The 16,703-nt window shown below is 47.3% G+C and carries 15 protein-coding genes and 1 pseudogene; 11 read left to right on the forward strand and 5 right to left on the reverse strand.

Annotated features, from left to right (window positions below):
- Positions 1–317 precede the first annotated feature (317 nt).
- Positions 318–1,202, reverse strand: coding sequence for an AraC family transcriptional regulator (locus IEX98_RS11565; RefSeq protein ID WP_194458313.1), 885 nt, complete (start codon positions 1,200–1,202; stop codon positions 318–320).
- 141 nt (positions 1,203–1,343) lie between these two features.
- On the opposite strand from IEX98_RS11565, the gene IEX98_RS11570 reads away from it, so the two are divergent.
- Positions 1,344–1,892, forward strand: a complete 549-nt coding sequence (locus IEX98_RS11570) for a hypothetical protein (protein ID WP_188889372.1) — start codon at positions 1,344–1,346, stop codon at positions 1,890–1,892.
- Between the two features lie 7 nt (positions 1,893–1,899).
- Here the strand turns inward: IEX98_RS11570 and IEX98_RS11575 are convergent, their stop codons facing one another.
- Positions 1,900–2,604 (reverse strand): TioE family transcriptional regulator, encoded by a 705-nt coding sequence (locus tag IEX98_RS11575; protein ID WP_188889373.1) that lies wholly within the window; start codon positions 2,602–2,604, stop codon positions 1,900–1,902.
- A 289-nt stretch (positions 2,605–2,893) separates the two neighbouring features.
- On the opposite strand from IEX98_RS11575, the pseudogene IEX98_RS11580 reads away from it, so the two are divergent.
- The 5 genes and pseudogenes from IEX98_RS11580 to IEX98_RS11600 all read left to right on the forward strand — a co-directional run.
- Positions 2,894–3,226: pseudogene (locus IEX98_RS11580) on the forward strand (GNAT family N-acetyltransferase); the annotation flags it as partial.
- Positions 3,227–3,558: 332 nt separating this feature from the next.
- On the forward strand, positions 3,559–5,091 hold the full coding sequence (locus IEX98_RS11585; protein WP_188889374.1) for an ABC-F family ATP-binding cassette domain-containing protein: 1,533 nt from the start codon (positions 3,559–3,561) through the stop codon (positions 5,089–5,091).
- A gap of 49 nt (positions 5,092–5,140) precedes the next feature.
- Positions 5,141–5,989 (forward strand): class I SAM-dependent methyltransferase, encoded by an 849-nt coding sequence (locus IEX98_RS11590; protein WP_229692109.1) that lies wholly within the window; start codon positions 5,141–5,143, stop codon positions 5,987–5,989.
- Positions 5,990–6,114: 125 nt separating this feature from the next.
- Entirely contained in the window at positions 6,115–7,002 is an 888-nt protein-coding gene (locus IEX98_RS11595) for an SDR family oxidoreductase (RefSeq protein ID WP_188889375.1), read from the forward strand.
- A 32-nt stretch (positions 7,003–7,034) separates the two neighbouring features.
- A complete protein-coding gene (locus tag IEX98_RS11600; protein WP_188889376.1) occupies positions 7,035–7,544 on the forward strand; it encodes a GNAT family N-acetyltransferase in 510 nt (169 codons plus the stop codon).
- On the opposite strand, the gene IEX98_RS11605 is transcribed toward IEX98_RS11600, so the two are convergent.
- Positions 7,545–8,816 (reverse strand): hypothetical protein, encoded by a 1,272-nt coding sequence (locus tag IEX98_RS11605; RefSeq protein ID WP_188889377.1) that lies wholly within the window; start codon positions 8,814–8,816, stop codon positions 7,545–7,547.
- A 281-nt stretch (positions 8,817–9,097) separates the two neighbouring features.
- On the opposite strand from IEX98_RS11605, the gene IEX98_RS11610 reads away from it, so the two are divergent.
- From IEX98_RS11610 to IEX98_RS11620, 3 genes are read left to right on the forward strand one after another with little or no spacing between them, the layout of a single operon-like run.
- Complete coding sequence (locus IEX98_RS11610) at positions 9,098–10,270, forward strand: hypothetical protein (RefSeq protein WP_188889378.1); 1,173 nt, start codon at positions 9,098–9,100, stop codon at positions 10,268–10,270.
- Between the two features lie 26 nt (positions 10,271–10,296).
- Positions 10,297–11,175, forward strand: a complete 879-nt coding sequence (locus IEX98_RS11615) for an ABC transporter ATP-binding protein (protein ID WP_229692110.1) — start codon at positions 10,297–10,299, stop codon at positions 11,173–11,175.
- The gene (locus tag IEX98_RS11620) at positions 11,172–13,577 is read left to right on the forward strand and encodes an ABC transporter permease (protein WP_188889379.1); all 2,406 of its coding nucleotides are present in this window, start codon (positions 11,172–11,174) and stop codon (positions 13,575–13,577) included. The genes IEX98_RS11615 and IEX98_RS11620 overlap by 4 nt, the downstream gene beginning before the upstream one ends.
- 82 nt (positions 13,578–13,659) lie before the next feature.
- On the opposite strand, the gene IEX98_RS11625 is transcribed toward IEX98_RS11620, so the two are convergent.
- A complete protein-coding gene (locus tag IEX98_RS11625; RefSeq protein ID WP_188889380.1) occupies positions 13,660–14,199 on the reverse strand; it encodes an NADPH-dependent FMN reductase in 540 nt (179 codons plus the stop codon).
- A 219-nt stretch (positions 14,200–14,418) separates the two neighbouring features.
- Here IEX98_RS11625 and IEX98_RS11630 point away from each other — a divergent pair, with 219 nt between their 5' ends.
- Positions 14,419–14,634 (forward strand): DNA-directed RNA polymerase subunit alpha C-terminal domain-containing protein, encoded by a 216-nt coding sequence (locus IEX98_RS11630; protein ID WP_229692111.1) that lies wholly within the window; start codon positions 14,419–14,421, stop codon positions 14,632–14,634.
- Between the two features lie 73 nt (positions 14,635–14,707).
- Here the strand turns inward: IEX98_RS11630 and IEX98_RS11635 are convergent, their stop codons facing one another.
- Complete coding sequence (locus IEX98_RS11635; protein WP_188889381.1) at positions 14,708–15,661, reverse strand: helix-turn-helix transcriptional regulator; 954 nt, start codon at positions 15,659–15,661, stop codon at positions 14,708–14,710.
- A 135-nt stretch (positions 15,662–15,796) separates the two neighbouring features.
- Here IEX98_RS11635 and IEX98_RS11640 point away from each other — a divergent pair, with 135 nt between their 5' ends.
- On the forward strand, positions 15,797–16,690 hold the full coding sequence (locus IEX98_RS11640) for an SDR family oxidoreductase (RefSeq protein ID WP_188889382.1): 894 nt from the start codon (positions 15,797–15,799) through the stop codon (positions 16,688–16,690).
- The last annotated feature ends 13 nt before the right edge of the window (positions 16,691–16,703 follow it).

Here is a 16,703-nt window from a genome sequence, read left to right on the forward strand (position 1 = left end):
TTCAGTCTTTTGCCACCCATACCGAATCATCTCCCTTTTCTTTATTTTAATTCATTTGGATAGGGAGACTCTAGTTTGTTTAGGGGGCCTTGGAGAAAGTGCAGTTTGAGCAGGCTAAAAAGACTCTTTGGAGTGAAATCGAGCGATTTCAACTGCACTTTTGCATTTTGATCGCTATTTTAGACCATTTGGGACTAAACAAAATGCACTTTTGCATTTTGTTTCCAATTTTGCGCGGGTAGCTAGCATATGTGGATGTTTTCGCATTTGGGTGGCGATCGCTGTACGATGAAATCGGACAGCCCTCCGATGGAGGGCTATTTTTTATGCTGTTTGCGGTATTCAGTTGGCGAGCATTTCATATACCTTCTGAAAATTTCGGCGTAGTAGCTGACGCTGGCAAATCCGACTTGCTCGGAAACCTCGGTAATGTTTGCATCTGGGTCGAGCAGCAGCGGGAGGCTTTTTTGAATGCGATAATGAAGCAAATATTCAAACGGAGATTGCCGGATCATCTTTTTGAAAAAACGGCTGCATTCGCTTTTACTCAAGTTGCAGGCCGCCGCGATCTCCTCTAGGGTCAGCTTGTTTTCGTAATGGCTGTGAATGAATTGAAGCGCTTGTTTCACGCGAAGCACAGAACGGGTAGCTCCCGGCTGAATACGAGGGGAAGAATCTTGAAAGCCTTGGAAAAGAAGCGCCCACAGTTCGCATAATTTGCTTTTAATCAGCAGTTCATAGCAAACCCCGCGCTGTTCGTTTTGTTGATGAATCTCCATTAAAAGCCGGATCGCTTGCTTTTGCCACGCGCTTTCCGGAGTGAGCAGCATAGAAGCAAGGTGCGGCGCCTCCGTAATGGTTTTCACATACTTCTCCTCTATAGCGCTGCGCTCATGGCCAAATACGAGCACGGGATTGAAAATGACTGCAATATAGGTGCAGTCCCGTCCGTTATCATAGGCTCTAGCCGAATGCAGACTGTTCGCATTGGCGAAAAGCCCGCTGCCTTCGCTCAATTCATAAACCGTGTCGTTAACCTGATAAAGCATAGCCCCCTTAAGAACAACAGTAAATTCCACCTCGGGATGCCAGTGGCATTCAAAGAAACCTTGCTCGTATTCGGAAAGTGAATCTTTCGACACCTCGAAGGGAAAACGGTAATCGCCGTGAAGCCGTTCTTCAAACCCTTGATCATTAATCATGATAGACTTTCGCATGAATTCACCAACTTGCGCAATATTGTTATTGAAAAAGGTGTTTTATTGATAGTTTGTTGCAGTTGTTGTATTTATACTTATAGTATAAACAAAGGTTGTGCAGCAAGGCAACGAAAGGGGGGGCACATGACAGCGTCTCAAATGGAATCGATGCTCTATCGTATCGAGGGTGATCAGACCTATGCGGAGAAGAGCATCGTCGACTTTAATGTGTTCAACGCCGAGTATCGGATTTTGCAGGCCAAATGGCTGATGGATTCGGTGGCCTCCGCTGTGGAGGAGCACCGCTATTGTTCACTCATGAAAAGATTGCTTGCCTCCGCTAATGGCGGCAGCGCCTATGATATCGAGCTTGAATTATTGTTTCAGACGATAAAGGATAAGGAAGCCGTACCACCTGAACCCGGTGAGGCAATTGTGCCTATGACCTTTATAGCCTATAAATCCGTATCCAAGCAGATCTATTGCAGCATTGAAAAATTGCTGATTGGCAGCAAGCCTGGAACTGCCGAAGGGATTTGTGCAGGAAGGAATCTCTATATGTCCAATGCGGTGCAAAAACTCCGAAAGCTTAGGGAAGCGAATTACAACGCCGTTGGCGTAATTGGCAAGGGAGATTTTACAGAACCGCTTAAACGAGTTTTTGCCGAAAAGTTTAATTATCAAGTCATGTAAGGAAGAATTAGAGAAGCTTCAGCAGCTGGCATAGCTCAACAAGGCGATGAACGCCGCGAAATTGATGGCGGATGCGCTCATGAATGCTTTGAATGGCGTTCTCCGTCACTTTGCGGGCTTGCTCCAGGTTATGATTATCAAGGGCATCGACGATGTCCTTCATGTTTTGCAGGAAGTAAACCGTTTTTCGCAACGTGCTGATGAGCAGTATTTTTCGTATATGGAGGGGAGTGAACTGCCGGTAGCCATTGTCCTGGTCGCGATCGGGTATCAGCAGCCCTTCTTTCTCCCAGTGACGGATGGCGGATGTTGTCACGCCCGTAAAATCCGCGGCTTCACCAATGGACATGTGTGATTTAAGCTTTTTGCTGGACATGGCCGGAATTTCAAGGTTTTGCAGCAGCTCTAGCGTCTGATCTGCGGCGATTTTCTCCTGCTGCAGAACGGCTTGCTCGCGGTTCACGAGCCAGAAGGCGGTATCCGGCTCTTCGTTTTGGATTTTACGAAGCACCTCACAGGTCAACGCAACTCCGTAGCCGGGGAACATCGCTCGCAGACAGCGGAAATAGGCGAAATGTACTTCCGTATATAAGCGATAGCCGTTATTTCCTCGTTCTGGAGCGGGCACGACGCCCCATGATTCATAATGACGCAAAGCACTTGTACTAATGCCGAGCTCTGTAGCAATTTCGATAGGCTTGAAATAGGCCATTGGCAACTCTCCTTGTACCGATTCGACGCTACTATAACAGATCGGTAGAAGGGTGGCAAATACTATTGTAGAACCTTAAAGCAGCATGATGATGTTAATGATCCATTTCTCTTTTTATTAGAGCCCCATGTTCGATAAACCTTAGCACTTGCATCTATGTAGTAAAGTAGAAGAAAAAGCTGCTGAAGGGACGGGAAATTATGATGAGGATCCATTATGAGGCGCCAAATGAACAAAGCTACATCGAACTGAGAAAAAGGCAGGCCAAGCGGCTGTAGATGAGTCCGTTGCCCGGAGAGCCCTTAGTCGCTCGGACTTCACGGTAGGGGTATGGGACGAGCAAGCCGATCAGCTGGCCGGTATGGGCCGTGTTGTGGGGGATGGTGCTTGTTACTTTCAAGTTGCCGATCTGCTTGTGGACCCGACCTATGCGAACCAGGGCATTGATAAGCTGGTGATGGACGAACTGATTCAGTATTTGAATGAAAATGCCGGCGTCGACGCTTTTGTTGTTGTCATTACGGAGTTAACCCAGATACCGCTATATAAAGCTTATGGCTTCGAATTGACTTATCCGAATGCGTATAGCATGAAGTGGACTCGGAACGAGGGAATCGCCTGATTTCTTCGATAGAAATTGACATCGATCCGGCGGTATGTATACTAGGAAGAGTATCACAAATTTACTTATAAAAGGTGGCTAGGTGTATGTTCTTTTTATCAACTGTTCTTGTTCGGGAATTGGCGTAAACGGGATAAGTCTGCCCATTTACAAGGTTATGCCAACCGAAAGACAGTGATAAAGAACATCATTCCTTTCTTACCTTTTCCCAAAGGGTAAGGCGAGTGTGTTCGCCTTACTCTTTTTTTTGTGCACAAAGAATAGAATAACGTTTCGGAATCAGTCACTGTGCTCTCGGTTGGCTTCATAAGAAGTCAAAGGAGAGATACCAGATGAGTTTATTAATTGTAGATCAAATTTCGCATATGTACACAGATAAAATGATTTTTAATGGGGTAAGCTTCCGGTTGAACCGCGGGGAGCATGCCGGACTAGTAGGGAGCAATGGTAGCGGAAAATCAACGTTGCTGCGGCTATTAGCGGGACAACTGATTGCCGATAGGGGCAATGTTAATTGGCTCCCGGCTATTGCCGTCGGATATTTGCAGCAGCATGCGGTATTAGAGCCTGGAGCAACCATGCTGCAGCTCCTGCAAGGGGCATTCTCCGGACTGTACGCAGTTGAGAGGGAAATGCAGCATATTGCTGAACAGTTAGCAACGGCTTCGGATCATTCGGACCGTTTGCTTGCGAAATACGGCGAGCTCCAGCAGCAGCTTGAACGGTCTGGCTTTTACGAGCTGGATGCGAAAGTGGAGGAGGTTGCGGCAGGCTTAGGCTTGCGCGAGATCGGCCTGCACCGGCACGTTGACCGATTGAGCGGCGGGCAGCGAACGAAGCTGCTGTTAGGCAGGCTGCTGTTAGAGGAGCCTGACGTACTGCTGCTTGACGAGCCAACGAACTTTTTGGATGAGATTCATATCGACTGGCTGATCGGGTATTTGAAGCGCTACGAGAATGCCTATATCGTCGTATCCCACGACGAGTGTTTTCTTCAAGAGGTTACGAGCACGATCTTTCATCTGGAGCATGGCCAGTTAAAACGCTACGCAGGTGATTACCGCTCCTTTCTGCGATTATCCGATCAGAGCAAGCAGCAACAGTTAGTTGCCTATGAGCGGCAAAGCAAGGAAGTCGAGCGGCTGGAAGCCTTTATTCAGAAAAACCGGATTCGCAAAGCGAAGCAAGCGAAAAGCCGGGAAAAAATGCTGGAGCGGTTAGAGCGGATCGACAGGCCAACTTCCGGCCCCAAGCCGAGATTCAAATTCCGGCTTCATTCGGAGCCAGTGCCGCGTATAGTTGAAGCTAGGGGTGTGCAGTTCGGTTACTCGCAGCCGTTGTTTTCGCCGGCGGATTTCGTTATTCACCGAGGTGATAAAATCGCCATCGTAGGAAGCAATGGCATCGGTAAGTCGACGCTACTGCGGACGCTGATGGGGCAGCTCCCGCCTTTGCAAGGAGTGTTAAGCATTGGGGAGCGGGTGCTGCCGGGGTACTATGCGCAGGAGGATCAGCCTTCAGAGGAAACGCCGCTTGATCAATTATGTGCGGCAAGGCCGGACTTGACACAGAAGGATATTCGCTCCTACTTAGCCTTGGCCGGGTTGAAGGAGGAGCATATCCGGCGTCCGCTTCGCTCCTTAAGCGGGGGTGAACAAGCAAAAGTCCGGCTATGTCATTTAATGCTGGGCCGAAGTAATTTTCTTGTGCTTGACGAGCCAACCAATCATTTGGATGTTATCGCCAAGCAAGCATTGGCCGGCGCCCTTGCCGCTTATGAAGGCACAGTACTGATGGTTTCCCATGAGCCTGAGTTTTACGAGAGCTGGGCTTCAGCCGTATGGCAGATGGAAGAGTGGAATTAAGCTTTATTAGGAATAGAGCTTTAATACATGCAGCACAGGAGGGATTATTTTGAATCAAGCCCAACAAGATCTACTTACAGCTTGCATGGCTGTATATGGAGATAGCAGCGACGGCATTCAGCGCGTACAAACGGAGCATCGCTGCAAGCTCGCACAGTTCTGGCAGATACAGAAAGGCGAACGGGTATTGGAAATCGGATGCGGTCAAGGCGATACGACAGTTGTGCTTGCCCAACTGGTAGGGGAAGACGGCTTTGTACACGGCATAGATATCGCTTCGCCGGATTATGGAGCGCCGATGACGTTAGGAGAAGCAGCCGCCGGATTGAGGGCATCGGCTATCGGCAGCTGGATTCAACTGGATTTTGAAATCGATGTATTAGGTATGGAGTTTCCGAATCAATCCTTCGATACGATTGTCATGTCTCATTGCTCATGGTACTTCGCTTCCCGGGAGCAATTGCTGCAGGTGTTGACGAAGGTCCGGAAATGGGGCAAACGGCTCTGCTTCGCTGAATGGGATGCCCGCATAGCGAGCATCGAGCAGTATTCTCATCTATTGGCCGCACTGATACAGGCGCAATATGAGGCATATAAGCGTGTGAGCCAGTCCAACATCCGGACGCTGTTTGCACCTGGAGATTTACTGGAAATTGCTGAAGCAGCAGGCTGGTCAGTGAATAGCGAGGGGACGATCTATTCCCCGGATCTTCAGGATGGCGGCTGGGAGGTCGATTATACCCTTCAATGCTATGAGGAAGAGATGAAGGCGGCAATCGATATTCCGGCAAAATTAACGGCACTTATTGCTTCACAGATCGCAATGCTTACTGAAGCGAAGAGGACTCACGGCATCAAGCCGCTGTCTACCTTTGCTTTTATTGCGGCCAGCGAGTAGTGCTAGCATTCATAACGTTACAATAGAATAATAGAAGCCGTTCTACTGCGGTTTCTATTATTTTCATATGGATTGCCGTTCTTGTATAATAGTAGGAAATAGAAGCAGAAAGAGGTGCAACGAAAATGACCAATGACCAGTTGAACGAGTCACAGCGTATAGCCGTCGTTACAGGGGCGAGTGCAGGGATGGGCAAACAAACGGCAATATTGCTTGCTGCCGAGCACGGAATGAAGGTATATCTGCTCGCGAGAAGCGAAGAAAGAGGGCTTGCTGCAGTTCGGGAAGTGAACGAGAAGAGCGGCCGGACGGATGCCGAGCTAGTGCTTTGTGATTTGGCTTCGATGGCAAGCATACGGGAAGCTTCTGCCAGCCTGTCAGAGCGCTGCGACAAAATTGATGTTCTGGTCAACAATGCGGGCGTTGTGACGACGAAGCGTGAAGTGACGGAAGACGGCTTCGAACGACAGCTTGGCGTCAATCATCTGGGTCATTTTCTGCTGACGGGCTTGCTGCTGCCTTTATTAGAACGAAGCGGTGAAGGCAGAATCGTCGTCGTATCCTCCGGCGCTCATAAAATCGGACGTATGCGTTACGATGATCCGAACATGGAGAAGAGCTTTACGATCTGGGCGGCTTACGGGCGCTCCAAGGTGGCGAATATCTGGTTTGCCAGAGAATTGGCCGAGCGGCTCAAAAAAGCGGGTTCGACGGTTACCGTCAACGCCCTGCACCCTGGTGCGGTAGCTACTCAAATCGGCGTAAACCGGAATACGGGCTTTGGTACGATGCTGCATAAGCTGCTGAAGCCATTTTTCCTGTCAGCGGCGGAAGGCTCCGCTACGGCTGTTTATCTGGCTGCTTCCGATAGTACGGAAGTTAAGAAGACTAGCGGGCAATACTATTATCGCAAGGCACCAGCTCCCATATCCAAGCTTGCGGCTGATCCAAGTGAAGCGAAACGCTTCTGGGAATGGAGCGAGCAGTCTACAAAGTTTCATTATCCAGTTTGAAGGTTTGACGGAGCAGGGGGAGGAGAGAATCGATGACATCGTTGACGATAGAGGAAATAACGTCGATCGTGCAGGATGAGGAAGAACTATCCTCGTTGCTAATCAAGGTTGTAGAGGATGGCGCCTCGATCGGTTTTTTACCGCCGCTTGATCGCGCAGCTGCCTTGCATTATTGGAGAGGAGTACTTGGCGGGGATGACGTCATTTTATTTACAGCGAAGCTGCAAGGCCGTATCGTCGGCAGTATTCAGCTTCAGCTCAGCACAAAGCCTAACGGATCGCACCGGGCAGAAATTGCGAAGCTAATGACGAATCCCGATTATCGGCGCCAAGGAATAGGGCGAGCGTTGATGCAAGCCGCTGAACAGAGGGCAGCGCAAGAGAACCGGACGCTGCTCGTGCTCGACACAAGAGAAGGGGATCCGTCCAATCTCCTTTACTCATCGCTTGAATACATTCAGGCTGGCCGAATACCAGGCTACGCAAGGTCGGCGGACGGCCAGCTGCATGCTACCATCTTTTATTACAAAAAGCTGGGCTAATCATTTCCTCAGTAAAGCATCTTGGCTATTGCCTGTATCTTTACCATCAGCTTTGCCAAACTTGAAATCAGGATCGTAACCATTAACCGTCTTCTTCTTATGCTTCTCAATGGCTTCACGGTCCTCTTTGGGCAAATCGTCCAAGCTGACAGTCGAGCCGTCAGTTGTAATCAGCTTGCCCTCCGAGGTATATGGGAAGGCGCTGATACGGCCGATTGACATGCGGCGGACTTGACTGCTCATTATAGATAGACGGCGAGTAAGTTTAGGCTGTGATGGCGATTTATCGTCTTTCGCATCACCCATCGCTGAAGTATCCGGCTGAGGTTCGCTTACCGTCTCGACATGCATATGCGCATTTTCTTGTACAGGATTGTTGACACCGAAGTGAGGTCCCACATCAGGCACGTTGGCGTGGAAGCTGTTGGCCTGCTTGATGAAGGCTTCAAACTCAGATTTATTGGTCGGACTAGACGCAAACTTGTCCCTTGCTGTAATAAACTGCTGCTGGGATTTTTCCATATCGGCGATTAGCTGCTTAAGCTGGCCGTCGGACTCTTTGCTAATCTGCTCTTTTTTGCGTAGATCGATTTTTTCTTTGCCTGCGGTGATGAAACGGTCCGTCCATCTAATAAAGTCTGAGGCCGTATCCTTACCTTCCTTCAGCTTCAGAGCATTGTTCCGGATATCATTGTATGACATGCGGTGCGGCATGGCACCGTTAATTTCAGTGAGTTCCGGTTTGCGATAATCAGGGATAGTGACGCCGTAACTAGGGTCACGACTTGTTGAGATGAAGGCGGCTCGTTTGGCGACAGTTGTAAAGCTGGGACGTTTGACTTCCCATACAGGAGCCGACACATCTTTAGACACCTCGTCTTTATTGCCTGCTTGTTCATCTGTTCCGAGTTGCACCCATTCAGAACCTGTGGATATGTCAGCTGAGGTTTTTAACTTCTTGATTGGCTGTTCGATCTTCTCTTCTACATCTTTAGCTTGAACTTCTTCCTGAAGACGTTCCTCTTCGTCTATTTCCATATGCTGTTCTTCTTCTTGTTCCTCGCTATCATCCTCTAGTTGTTCGTATATCTCGCGGCCTCTTTTGACGGCTGGTTTAGGTCCCATAAGCTGAAGTACAAATTGATTCCCAACTTGCTGCTGCAGGGAGAGCAGGGAAGGGAGCGAGGTCTGGGAGCCTGCGTTCGTGACAGGCCGAGATGATCCGATTGCAGGCCGCTTTGCGTCTCGCTGTTGTATGTTTTGCTGCTTCAAAGTTTAAAACTCCTTATGTCATTCAGTTACATTAAGTATAACGTGAATGGTTTGGGATCAACAACCATATCATTCCAATATTGAAATTCATATTCCTTCTTACTAACACACAGTAGAAATACACCTAATATTCGTTTGACCACACATGATTCTTAAGGGGGCAAATCTATACATATCTCATTAACAGCCATATAGTAGTAAATATATAAAATAAATCTTGTTCGGAGCAAATCAAGAACTTAGGAAGCCGGGTTGGATCAGGTAATGACGGGGGGAATTCGATGCGGAATAGTCAAACGGGAGTTTTACGCTGCGTGATGATGGTTGTACTAGTCATCATGACAGCATTTCTCGCTTCTTGTTCCGGTGAACGAAGCACATCTGCAACTGCCGTTACGTCTATGTATGCTGGCGGAATGAGCGATCAAGGTTTCGTCCAAGTCATTGACGAGACGGTATGGTACTACGATCTTAAGAGCGGGAATTCGGCAGCACTGTTATGTCAGAACAAATCGGCCTGCAAGGACAATCCATACTATAAATACGACACGGATGGTTATCAAATTGCTGCAACGACCATCTATAAAGATAGCCTTTATACATTTGTTACGACCAGTGTAAACGAAACGGCTTTGTATCGAATGAAGCCGCAAGTAGATGGAAGGGAAACAATTGCTTCTATCCCTTGGCAAATTGCATCCGGAAATGTTCTCATTCAAAATGGAAAAGCCTATTTCTCCGGGGTACAGTACATCGTGGATGAGAATGGAGCAGCCGGGAGCGATAATCAAATTTTGACTATCATTTGTGTAGATTTAGATACCGGCAAGGTTAGTGAATTAGGCGAGAAGCATCATTATGAAGGCGGTTCTTCAATCGATTCCATATCGGTTGCAGAGAATAAGCTGCGCTACCGGTATGTATATGCAGAAATGACGGATGAACAAAGAGAGGCGCTCATAAATGGGCAATTGAAATTCGAAGAAAGCGTACATTTGCTGAAAGCACAGTTTTACGAGATTGAGCTGCCAACGGGTGAAAGCAAGATGATACTGGAAGGGAAGGATTATCCGGGAATTTCTATGGAGGGCGATGAATCCTATGCCTATTTCATAAATGAACAACAAACGAAGGTGTTCCGGATTAGTTTTGAAGACTTTGGGCAGACCGAATTATTTGAAGGTGAAAAAATTAATGCTTTGAATAACGGTCTGTTGCCGGGAGCGGGCTTGTTTTTCTCGCAAGGGTTTACGAATGAAATGAAATATTATTATGATTTTAATAAGAACAAAGTGATCGAAATTGACCTGCAGGATACTTCTTTCCCGATTCTAGCCTTCAACAATTGGCTGGCAGTAGGCAAAATGATAGACGGCCAGTATCAACAAGTATATATGACGATTGAGGATTATGCAGCAGGCAATAATCAGTATATTTCGATGAAAAGGTCCTAACTATAGCGTGTCGGAGGGGGCGTTGAGTGTTGCAACTACAAGTCGATCAGCTGACGAAAACGTATGGATCGAATCTCGCCTTGAACGGCTTTTCGTATACCTTTACCGAGGGAGTCTATGGATTACTAGGGCCAAATGGTGCAGGCAAATCGACGCTCATGAATTTGTTGACGGACAACCTGCTGCCAAGCAGCGGAGTGGTGCGCTATAACGGACAGCCTATAAACAAGCTTGGAAAAAAGTTTTTGAAAGTGTTAGGCTACATGCCTCAGCAGCAAGGGATATATGATACGTTCACAGCGGAACGGTTTCTATATTATATAGCAGCGCTCAAAGGGCTAAAGAAGAAGGAAGCGGATGTGCAAATTCCTCATCTGCTCTCTCTAGTCAATTTGCAGGCAGAGCGATATAAAAAGCTCGGTAATTTCTCTGGCGGAATGAAGCAAAGAATTCTTATTGCCCAGGCGCTCATTGGTGATCCGGAAGTGCTTATATTGGACGAGCCGACCGCAGGCCTTGATCCGAAGGAACGGATTCGCATTCGAAATTTGATCTCCGAAATTAGTTTCAATAAGATCGTTCTCGTTGCGACGCATGTTGTAACCGATATCGAGTATATTGCCAAAGAAGTGCTGCTGCTCAAAAAAGGCAAGTTAATCGATAGCGGTTCGCCTTACAGGCTATCCAATGCATTGCAAGGCGTCGTTTTCGAGCTGCAAACGACTTCGGATCAATTACCTGAGGTGGCTCAGCATTATAAAATAGGCAATATCGCGAAAGATGTCGGCCATATAACGATAAGAATCGTGTCGGACGAGAAGCCGGAGCTTTATACATATAACGAAGTGAAGCCGACGCTTGAGGATCTATATTTATATAGATTTGATACGGAGGATTTGGAGTGAACATTTTCAGATATGAATGGATGAAAATTTTTTACTCTCGAGCGCTCCTGCTTCTCGCTGCGGGTTTGGTCGTACTAAATGGCGTTATACTCTATCTGGACGAATATAATAATCGTCAAGCGGTTCCTTATACTCCAACTGCTTATAATCAACTCTATGAAAGCTATGAAAGATTACCCGGCAAGCAGATCGAATCCATGCTGGAGCGTGCATGCGCGGAATTGCTTGCAATTATAGATCTGGAATCTATGTTAAGCAATTCGGCATATACAAATGAAAGCGTGATTCAAGAGCAACTGGCCGAGCGCTATCCCCATATTGAAATAGAAGCTTTAATCTCCTCTTATACAAGCGGCAGCTATTTGAAGTATACCGATCATTTATATGAAGAGCTCCTGATCACGAAGGATGCACTCGAACAAATAAAAACAATCAATCGCTATGAATCCTTTTTGCAGCAAATAGAAGAGGATGCGAAGGTATTGTCTTCGATCTCTATTTTCGCCAAGGAAGGCTCCTACTCTTCGAAAAATCTTCTAAAAGCAGCAAACGACTATGCCGGGTTAACGGGTGTCGAGCTTTCATTTGAGCGTTCCAAGGGCGTGACGATGGCAACCCAGTTTCTGCCGACGGATCTCATTGCTGTCTTATTTATTCTGGTGGCGGTTGTTGTTATAGTGACAAGGGAAAAGGAACAACAGCTCCTTAGCTTAGTGAAAACGACCTATCAGGGCAGAGCGCCTTTAATTGTAGCCAAGCTGCTAGTACTCGTGACTATATGCGTTGTTATCGAGTTATTGCTGTACGCAACTAATTTTATGATGGCCTTTCAAACCTACGGCTTCGGACAATTAAGCCGAACGATTCAATCGGTGCAGGGCTTCTATGAATCGACGTGGAAACTATCGGTAGGCCAGTATTTTCTACTATTTCTGCTAGCTAAGCTATTCGTTTATATTGTTGTATCTTTTGTCATGATGCTTGTTGCTGTCATTTGCAAAAAATCGGTAACGGTCTATATGACAATTGTTGCGATATTCGGCCTTAGCGCATTCTTTTATTATCTTGTGCCGCCAAGCTCTTTAATGGCCTTCTTGAAGCATATCAATCTCATCAGTTTTTTAAATACGTACACGTTATTCAGCACTTATGTAAATCTGAATATATTCGGACAAGTTATCAATTATCAGGATGGATTTGCAATTGCGGTCGTTACGGCTATTGTTGCCTTGTGTATCATCACTGTTCGTACGTTTTGCAGACAAAAGTCGCATCTGTCCAGATCGGATTGGAGCATGTCCGTTCAAGAGAAATGGGGCAGGATTTTCGGAAAAAGCGCACATGTAAGTCTCTTCCGGCATGAGGCGTATAAAATAGCGATTGCCAATAAAGTGTTAATTATAGTAATCGTATTTATCGGTTTTCAATTCTATAGTTATGAACCGGTAGTCGAACGAATTCAAAGCAAAGATGACTTATACTATAAGCAATATATGCTCAAGCTGGAAGGCGAGCTGACCCCGGATAAGGAACTTTTTCTGCTAGAGGAGCAACAGAAATTCGATTCTGCCATAGCGGAGCTCTCTCAGACCTCCGGCGAGCCTCGAAACACAATGAACGCTATCAAATGGTTGGATAAAAAGAATGCATTCGATAAAGTGATGGCACAGGCTGACTATTTGAGGGATATGAAAAACCAATATGAGATAAACGGCTGGTTCCTTTATGACGCTGGGTATCTTCTGCTAACGGACGGCTCTCAGCAAATTGTAAGCCATGATTTGTATTTAGCGCTGCTGCTCGTCCTTGTGCTGATCGCATCGATTTCACCGATATTTACGTATGATCTTCAAACGAGGATGAATCGCATCGTTTCGCTCACACCGCATGGAAGAGGGAAGCTATTTTCTATTAAAATGACGTTAGCTCTGCTGATTGGAGCTTTCGTATACGCAGTTATATATGGAACGAGGATTGCCAGCGTGCTTAACGGCTACGGAAGCCGGGCGCTGCAAGCACCTGCCTTCAGCATGCAGCATCTTTCGCATATAACGCTGGATATGTCTATTTTGCAATATATAATATGGATTAGCGTTATCCGTTTCGCTGGTATCATCTTGGTCATATTCGCAGTAGGGATGCTTTCTGTCCAATTAAAAAGCCTGATCGCCGTCATGCTCGCTTCAACAGGAGTGCTGGTGCTGCCTATTCTTTTAGGTATCATTGGGGTTAAGCAATTTGATTATTTATTCGTTACGCCATTACTGACGGGGAATGTTTTGTTCAAATCCTATTCATACGTTATGCTTGAAGAGAACCGCACCCTTTATTTGATCGCTCTGACAGCTGCTGTTATGATTATGGCAGTGGTGTCATTTAGGCAAATTCGTAAAAAGGCTTAATGATTAACGTGCTTTGGCGCAGAGAAAAACCCCGCGTTTATTACAACGCAGGGTTTCTTCGCAATCATTTGCTAAGCCTTGATTAACGCAATACTTTCAAAGCGCCGCTCCAGGCAAGCACTTGGTCAAGCATTCCGTTAACGTTCGTCAAATGCAGATCAGCCGGCTTGAATACCGATCCGTTCTCGAAATCTGTGAACAGCGATAGGGCAGGATGAACGCGGACGTCAGCTACGGAGAGCTCGCCCAGAATGCCGCGCAGATGCTCAGCAGCTCGAGCGCCGCCAACGGAGCCGTAGCTCACGATACCCGCTGCTTTGTTGTTCCATGCTTCGCGTGCGAAGTCGAGCGCATTTTTCAATACGCCAGTAATACTATGGTTATATTCTTGAACGATAAATACGAAGCCGTCGAGGCTGTTCAGCTTTTCATTCCAAGCGGCAGCTTGTGCAGTTGCATCTTCTTCACCGAAAAACGGAAGTTTGAAATCCGCGATATCTACGATTTCATAGTTGGCGTCGCCGCGTTTATCCGCCACGCTTTTTACCCATTCGCCAACTTGCGGGCTTACGCGCCCTTGACGTGTGCTGCCCAGAATAATCCCGATATTTAATTTCGACATTCGTATTTCCTCCTTATTTGTCTACCCTTATTTTCCCGATCATCATGCTTTCTTATTCGCTGCGATGAGATGTAGCATTGGGAATATGAGTCAATAATAAGGGAATTGATTAATTAAGTCAAGAAACTTACATAAAGTTTGTAATTTACGAATTAACTAATCGATTGAGAGCAGGATAGGAGTTATTCATCCACTACAATATGAAAGGGTGGTTTTAAAATGGCGGATAAGCAAATCGAGCATACCGAGCTGGATAAACTCGTAAAAATCAGTCAGCCAGCCAGGCGCGCATTACGCGGAGCCGGTATTATGACGCTGGAGCAATTGGCAAAGTGGAGCGAGAAGGAGCTTCTTGGCTTGCATGGTTTGGGACCAAAGGCGATGCCGGAGCTAAGCGCCGCGTTGTCCGCTCAGGGAATGGCCTTCAAGCAATAGCTTGCATATGTAATAAGAAGAGGACAACCTGCATGAGCATTGTTGTCCTCTTTGTTATGTCCCTGCGGCGGCGCTAACGCAAAGTATAAGCAACCCGCATTGCTTCAATCGTTTCGATGAGCTTCGAACGCAGCTCATGGGGAGCAACGGCTGTCACATGCGGTCCAAAGCTAAGCATAATTTGACACGCCGATTCCAGCGTATTAAATTGCACCTCTGCTGAGATAATGCCTTTATGCGGGGGAGAGTGGCTGATCACTTGCAAATAGCGGCGCTGCTTGAATGCATCAAACGCCGTTTCCGCGATTTCAATTGTTGCATGATAACGGGGGAGCTCTCTTATGAACCGCATGGTAGATTGCTCCCAGAAGCGATCCAGCTCAAAGTTGTCCGGAGCCGAGAAGTGCTCATCCAGCTTATCCGCTGTCAACAGCCGGGAAATGCGGTAGCTCTTAACGATATCCTCAGAGGCAGCAACGACATACCAGATGCTCTGTTTGGAAACAAGTCCAAGAGGGTCGATCGTACGGCTTACCGTTTCCGTATCCTTATTGTACGTAATGAGAAGTTTTCTTTCTTCCCAGACCGCCTCCTGAATCGCAGGCAGCAGCGGGAATGTTTCAATTGACTGATGCCAGCCAGCACCGTCGATATGAATTTTTTGCCTAACTGTCTGTGCGTTTAGACGAATGGAATCGGGAGAAGCAGCCAGAAGCTTCTCGAATGCCAGCTCATAATGTTTATGCATCCCCAAATCTTGCAGCAGACCGCCCTGGGAGCTGAAAAACAACGCGGCGAGCTCTTCCGCCTTCATCCCGGTTAATTGTGTCCGATACTGCGGAGAAAGCGTCCAGCCGCCTTGCGGCCCGCGCTCTGCATAAACGGGGACTCCGGCCGCGCTGAGTGCATCCATATCTCTAATAATCGTACGTTTCGTAACCTCTAGCTTCTCAGCTAGCTGACCTGTTGTGAGCTTGCCGTAATTTTGCAGCTGCAGCAAGATGGACAGCAATCTATCGCTTTTCATCGCTTGTTCAAGCCCTTTCTCGAAAAAAAACTATTTATTTCATTGTAGCAAATAATGATGACAGAGGTTGTCATATATGCAGCGGTATGATTAGAACGTGGGCAACAGAATACGACGATGGAAAAGAGGGCTTATATGAAAACATTAGAAGGCAAAATTGCAGTCGTAGCTGGAGCAACCAGGGGAGCAGGCAGAGCGATTGCCGTTGCGCTTGGCGAGGCTGGAGCAACCGTATATTGTACAGGACGAAGCGTGAAAGGGAAGCGTTCGGACCTGAACCGGCCGGAGACCATTGATGAAACGGCGGAAATGGTAACAGCCGCAGGCGGAATTGGCATCGCTGTTCAGGTCGATCATACGGTGGAATCACAGGTGCAAGAACTGTTCAAGCGGATTGGAGAAGAGCAGCAGGGCAGACTTGATATTCTTGTGAACGACATATGGGGCGGAGATCAGCTTATCGATTGGAAAAAGCCGTTCTGGGAGCATTCGCTGGATAAAGGGTTGCTAGTGCAAGACCGGGCGGTCCGCTCCCATATGTATAACAGCTACTATGCGGCTCCGTTGATGGTAGAGAGAGGGAGCGGTCTCATTATCGAAGTGACGGACGGGACCGGTTATAACTACCGGGGAAATCTGTACTATAGCTTGGCGAAAGTATCGGCCATTCATTTGGCAGCGGCGATGGCAACCGATCTGCAAGCTACAGGAGTGACAGCACTATGTGTTACGCCGGGCTTTTTGCGGTCGGAGGAGATGCTGGAGCATTTTAAGGTGACCGAGGCGAACTGGCAGGATGCGGTGCATAGCGGAATTCCCGATGCCGAGCACTTTGGAGAATCGGAAACGCCCTACCTTTTGGCGCGAGGTGTTGCCAAGCTGGCGGCTGACCCGAAGGTCGGTGATAATGCAGGTAAAACACTGGCAAGCTGGGATCTGTCGGAAACCTACGGCTATACCGATGTGGACGGGCGTTCGCCGCATTGGGGCAGATATGCCAAGAAGTTAGGCATCTATCAGGGAGAATAAATAAAGAAAACTA

Source organism: Paenibacillus radicis (ex Gao et al. 2016) (assembly GCF_014641555.1).
GTDB classification, from domain to species: Bacteria; Bacillota; Bacilli; order Paenibacillales; family Paenibacillaceae; genus Pristimantibacillus; species Pristimantibacillus radicis.

What these genes read in the sequence shown, in the direction of transcription:
- IEX98_RS11600 (WP_188889376.1), top strand. Translation starts at nt 7,035, where the DNA reads ATGACATCGTTGACGATAGAGGAAATAACGTCGATCGTGCAGGATGAG.
- IEX98_RS11630 (WP_229692111.1), top strand. Translation starts at nt 14,419, where the DNA reads ATGGCGGATAAGCAAATCGAGCATACCGAGCTGGATAAACTCGTAAAA.
- IEX98_RS11635 (WP_188889381.1), bottom strand. Translation starts at nt 15,661, where the DNA reads ATGAAAAGCGATAGATTGCTGTCCATCTTGCTGCAGCTGCAAAATTAC.
- IEX98_RS11585 (WP_188889374.1), top strand. Translation starts at nt 3,559, where the DNA reads ATGAGTTTATTAATTGTAGATCAAATTTCGCATATGTACACAGATAAA.
- IEX98_RS11565 (WP_194458313.1), bottom strand. Translation starts at nt 1,202, where the DNA reads ATGATTAATGATCAAGGGTTTGAAGAACGGCTTCACGGCGATTACCGT.
- IEX98_RS11640 (WP_188889382.1), top strand. Translation starts at nt 15,797, where the DNA reads ATGAAAACATTAGAAGGCAAAATTGCAGTCGTAGCTGGAGCAACCAGG.
- IEX98_RS11575 (WP_188889373.1), bottom strand. Translation starts at nt 2,604, where the DNA reads ATGGCCTATTTCAAGCCTATCGAAATTGCTACAGAGCTCGGCATTAGT.
- IEX98_RS11610 (WP_188889378.1), top strand. Translation starts at nt 9,098, where the DNA reads ATGCGGAATAGTCAAACGGGAGTTTTACGCTGCGTGATGATGGTTGTA.
- IEX98_RS11595 (WP_188889375.1), top strand. Translation starts at nt 6,115, where the DNA reads ATGACCAATGACCAGTTGAACGAGTCACAGCGTATAGCCGTCGTTACA.
- IEX98_RS11570 (WP_188889372.1), top strand. Translation starts at nt 1,344, where the DNA reads ATGACAGCGTCTCAAATGGAATCGATGCTCTATCGTATCGAGGGTGAT.
- IEX98_RS11625 (WP_188889380.1), bottom strand. Translation starts at nt 14,199, where the DNA reads ATGTCGAAATTAAATATCGGGATTATTCTGGGCAGCACACGTCAAGGG.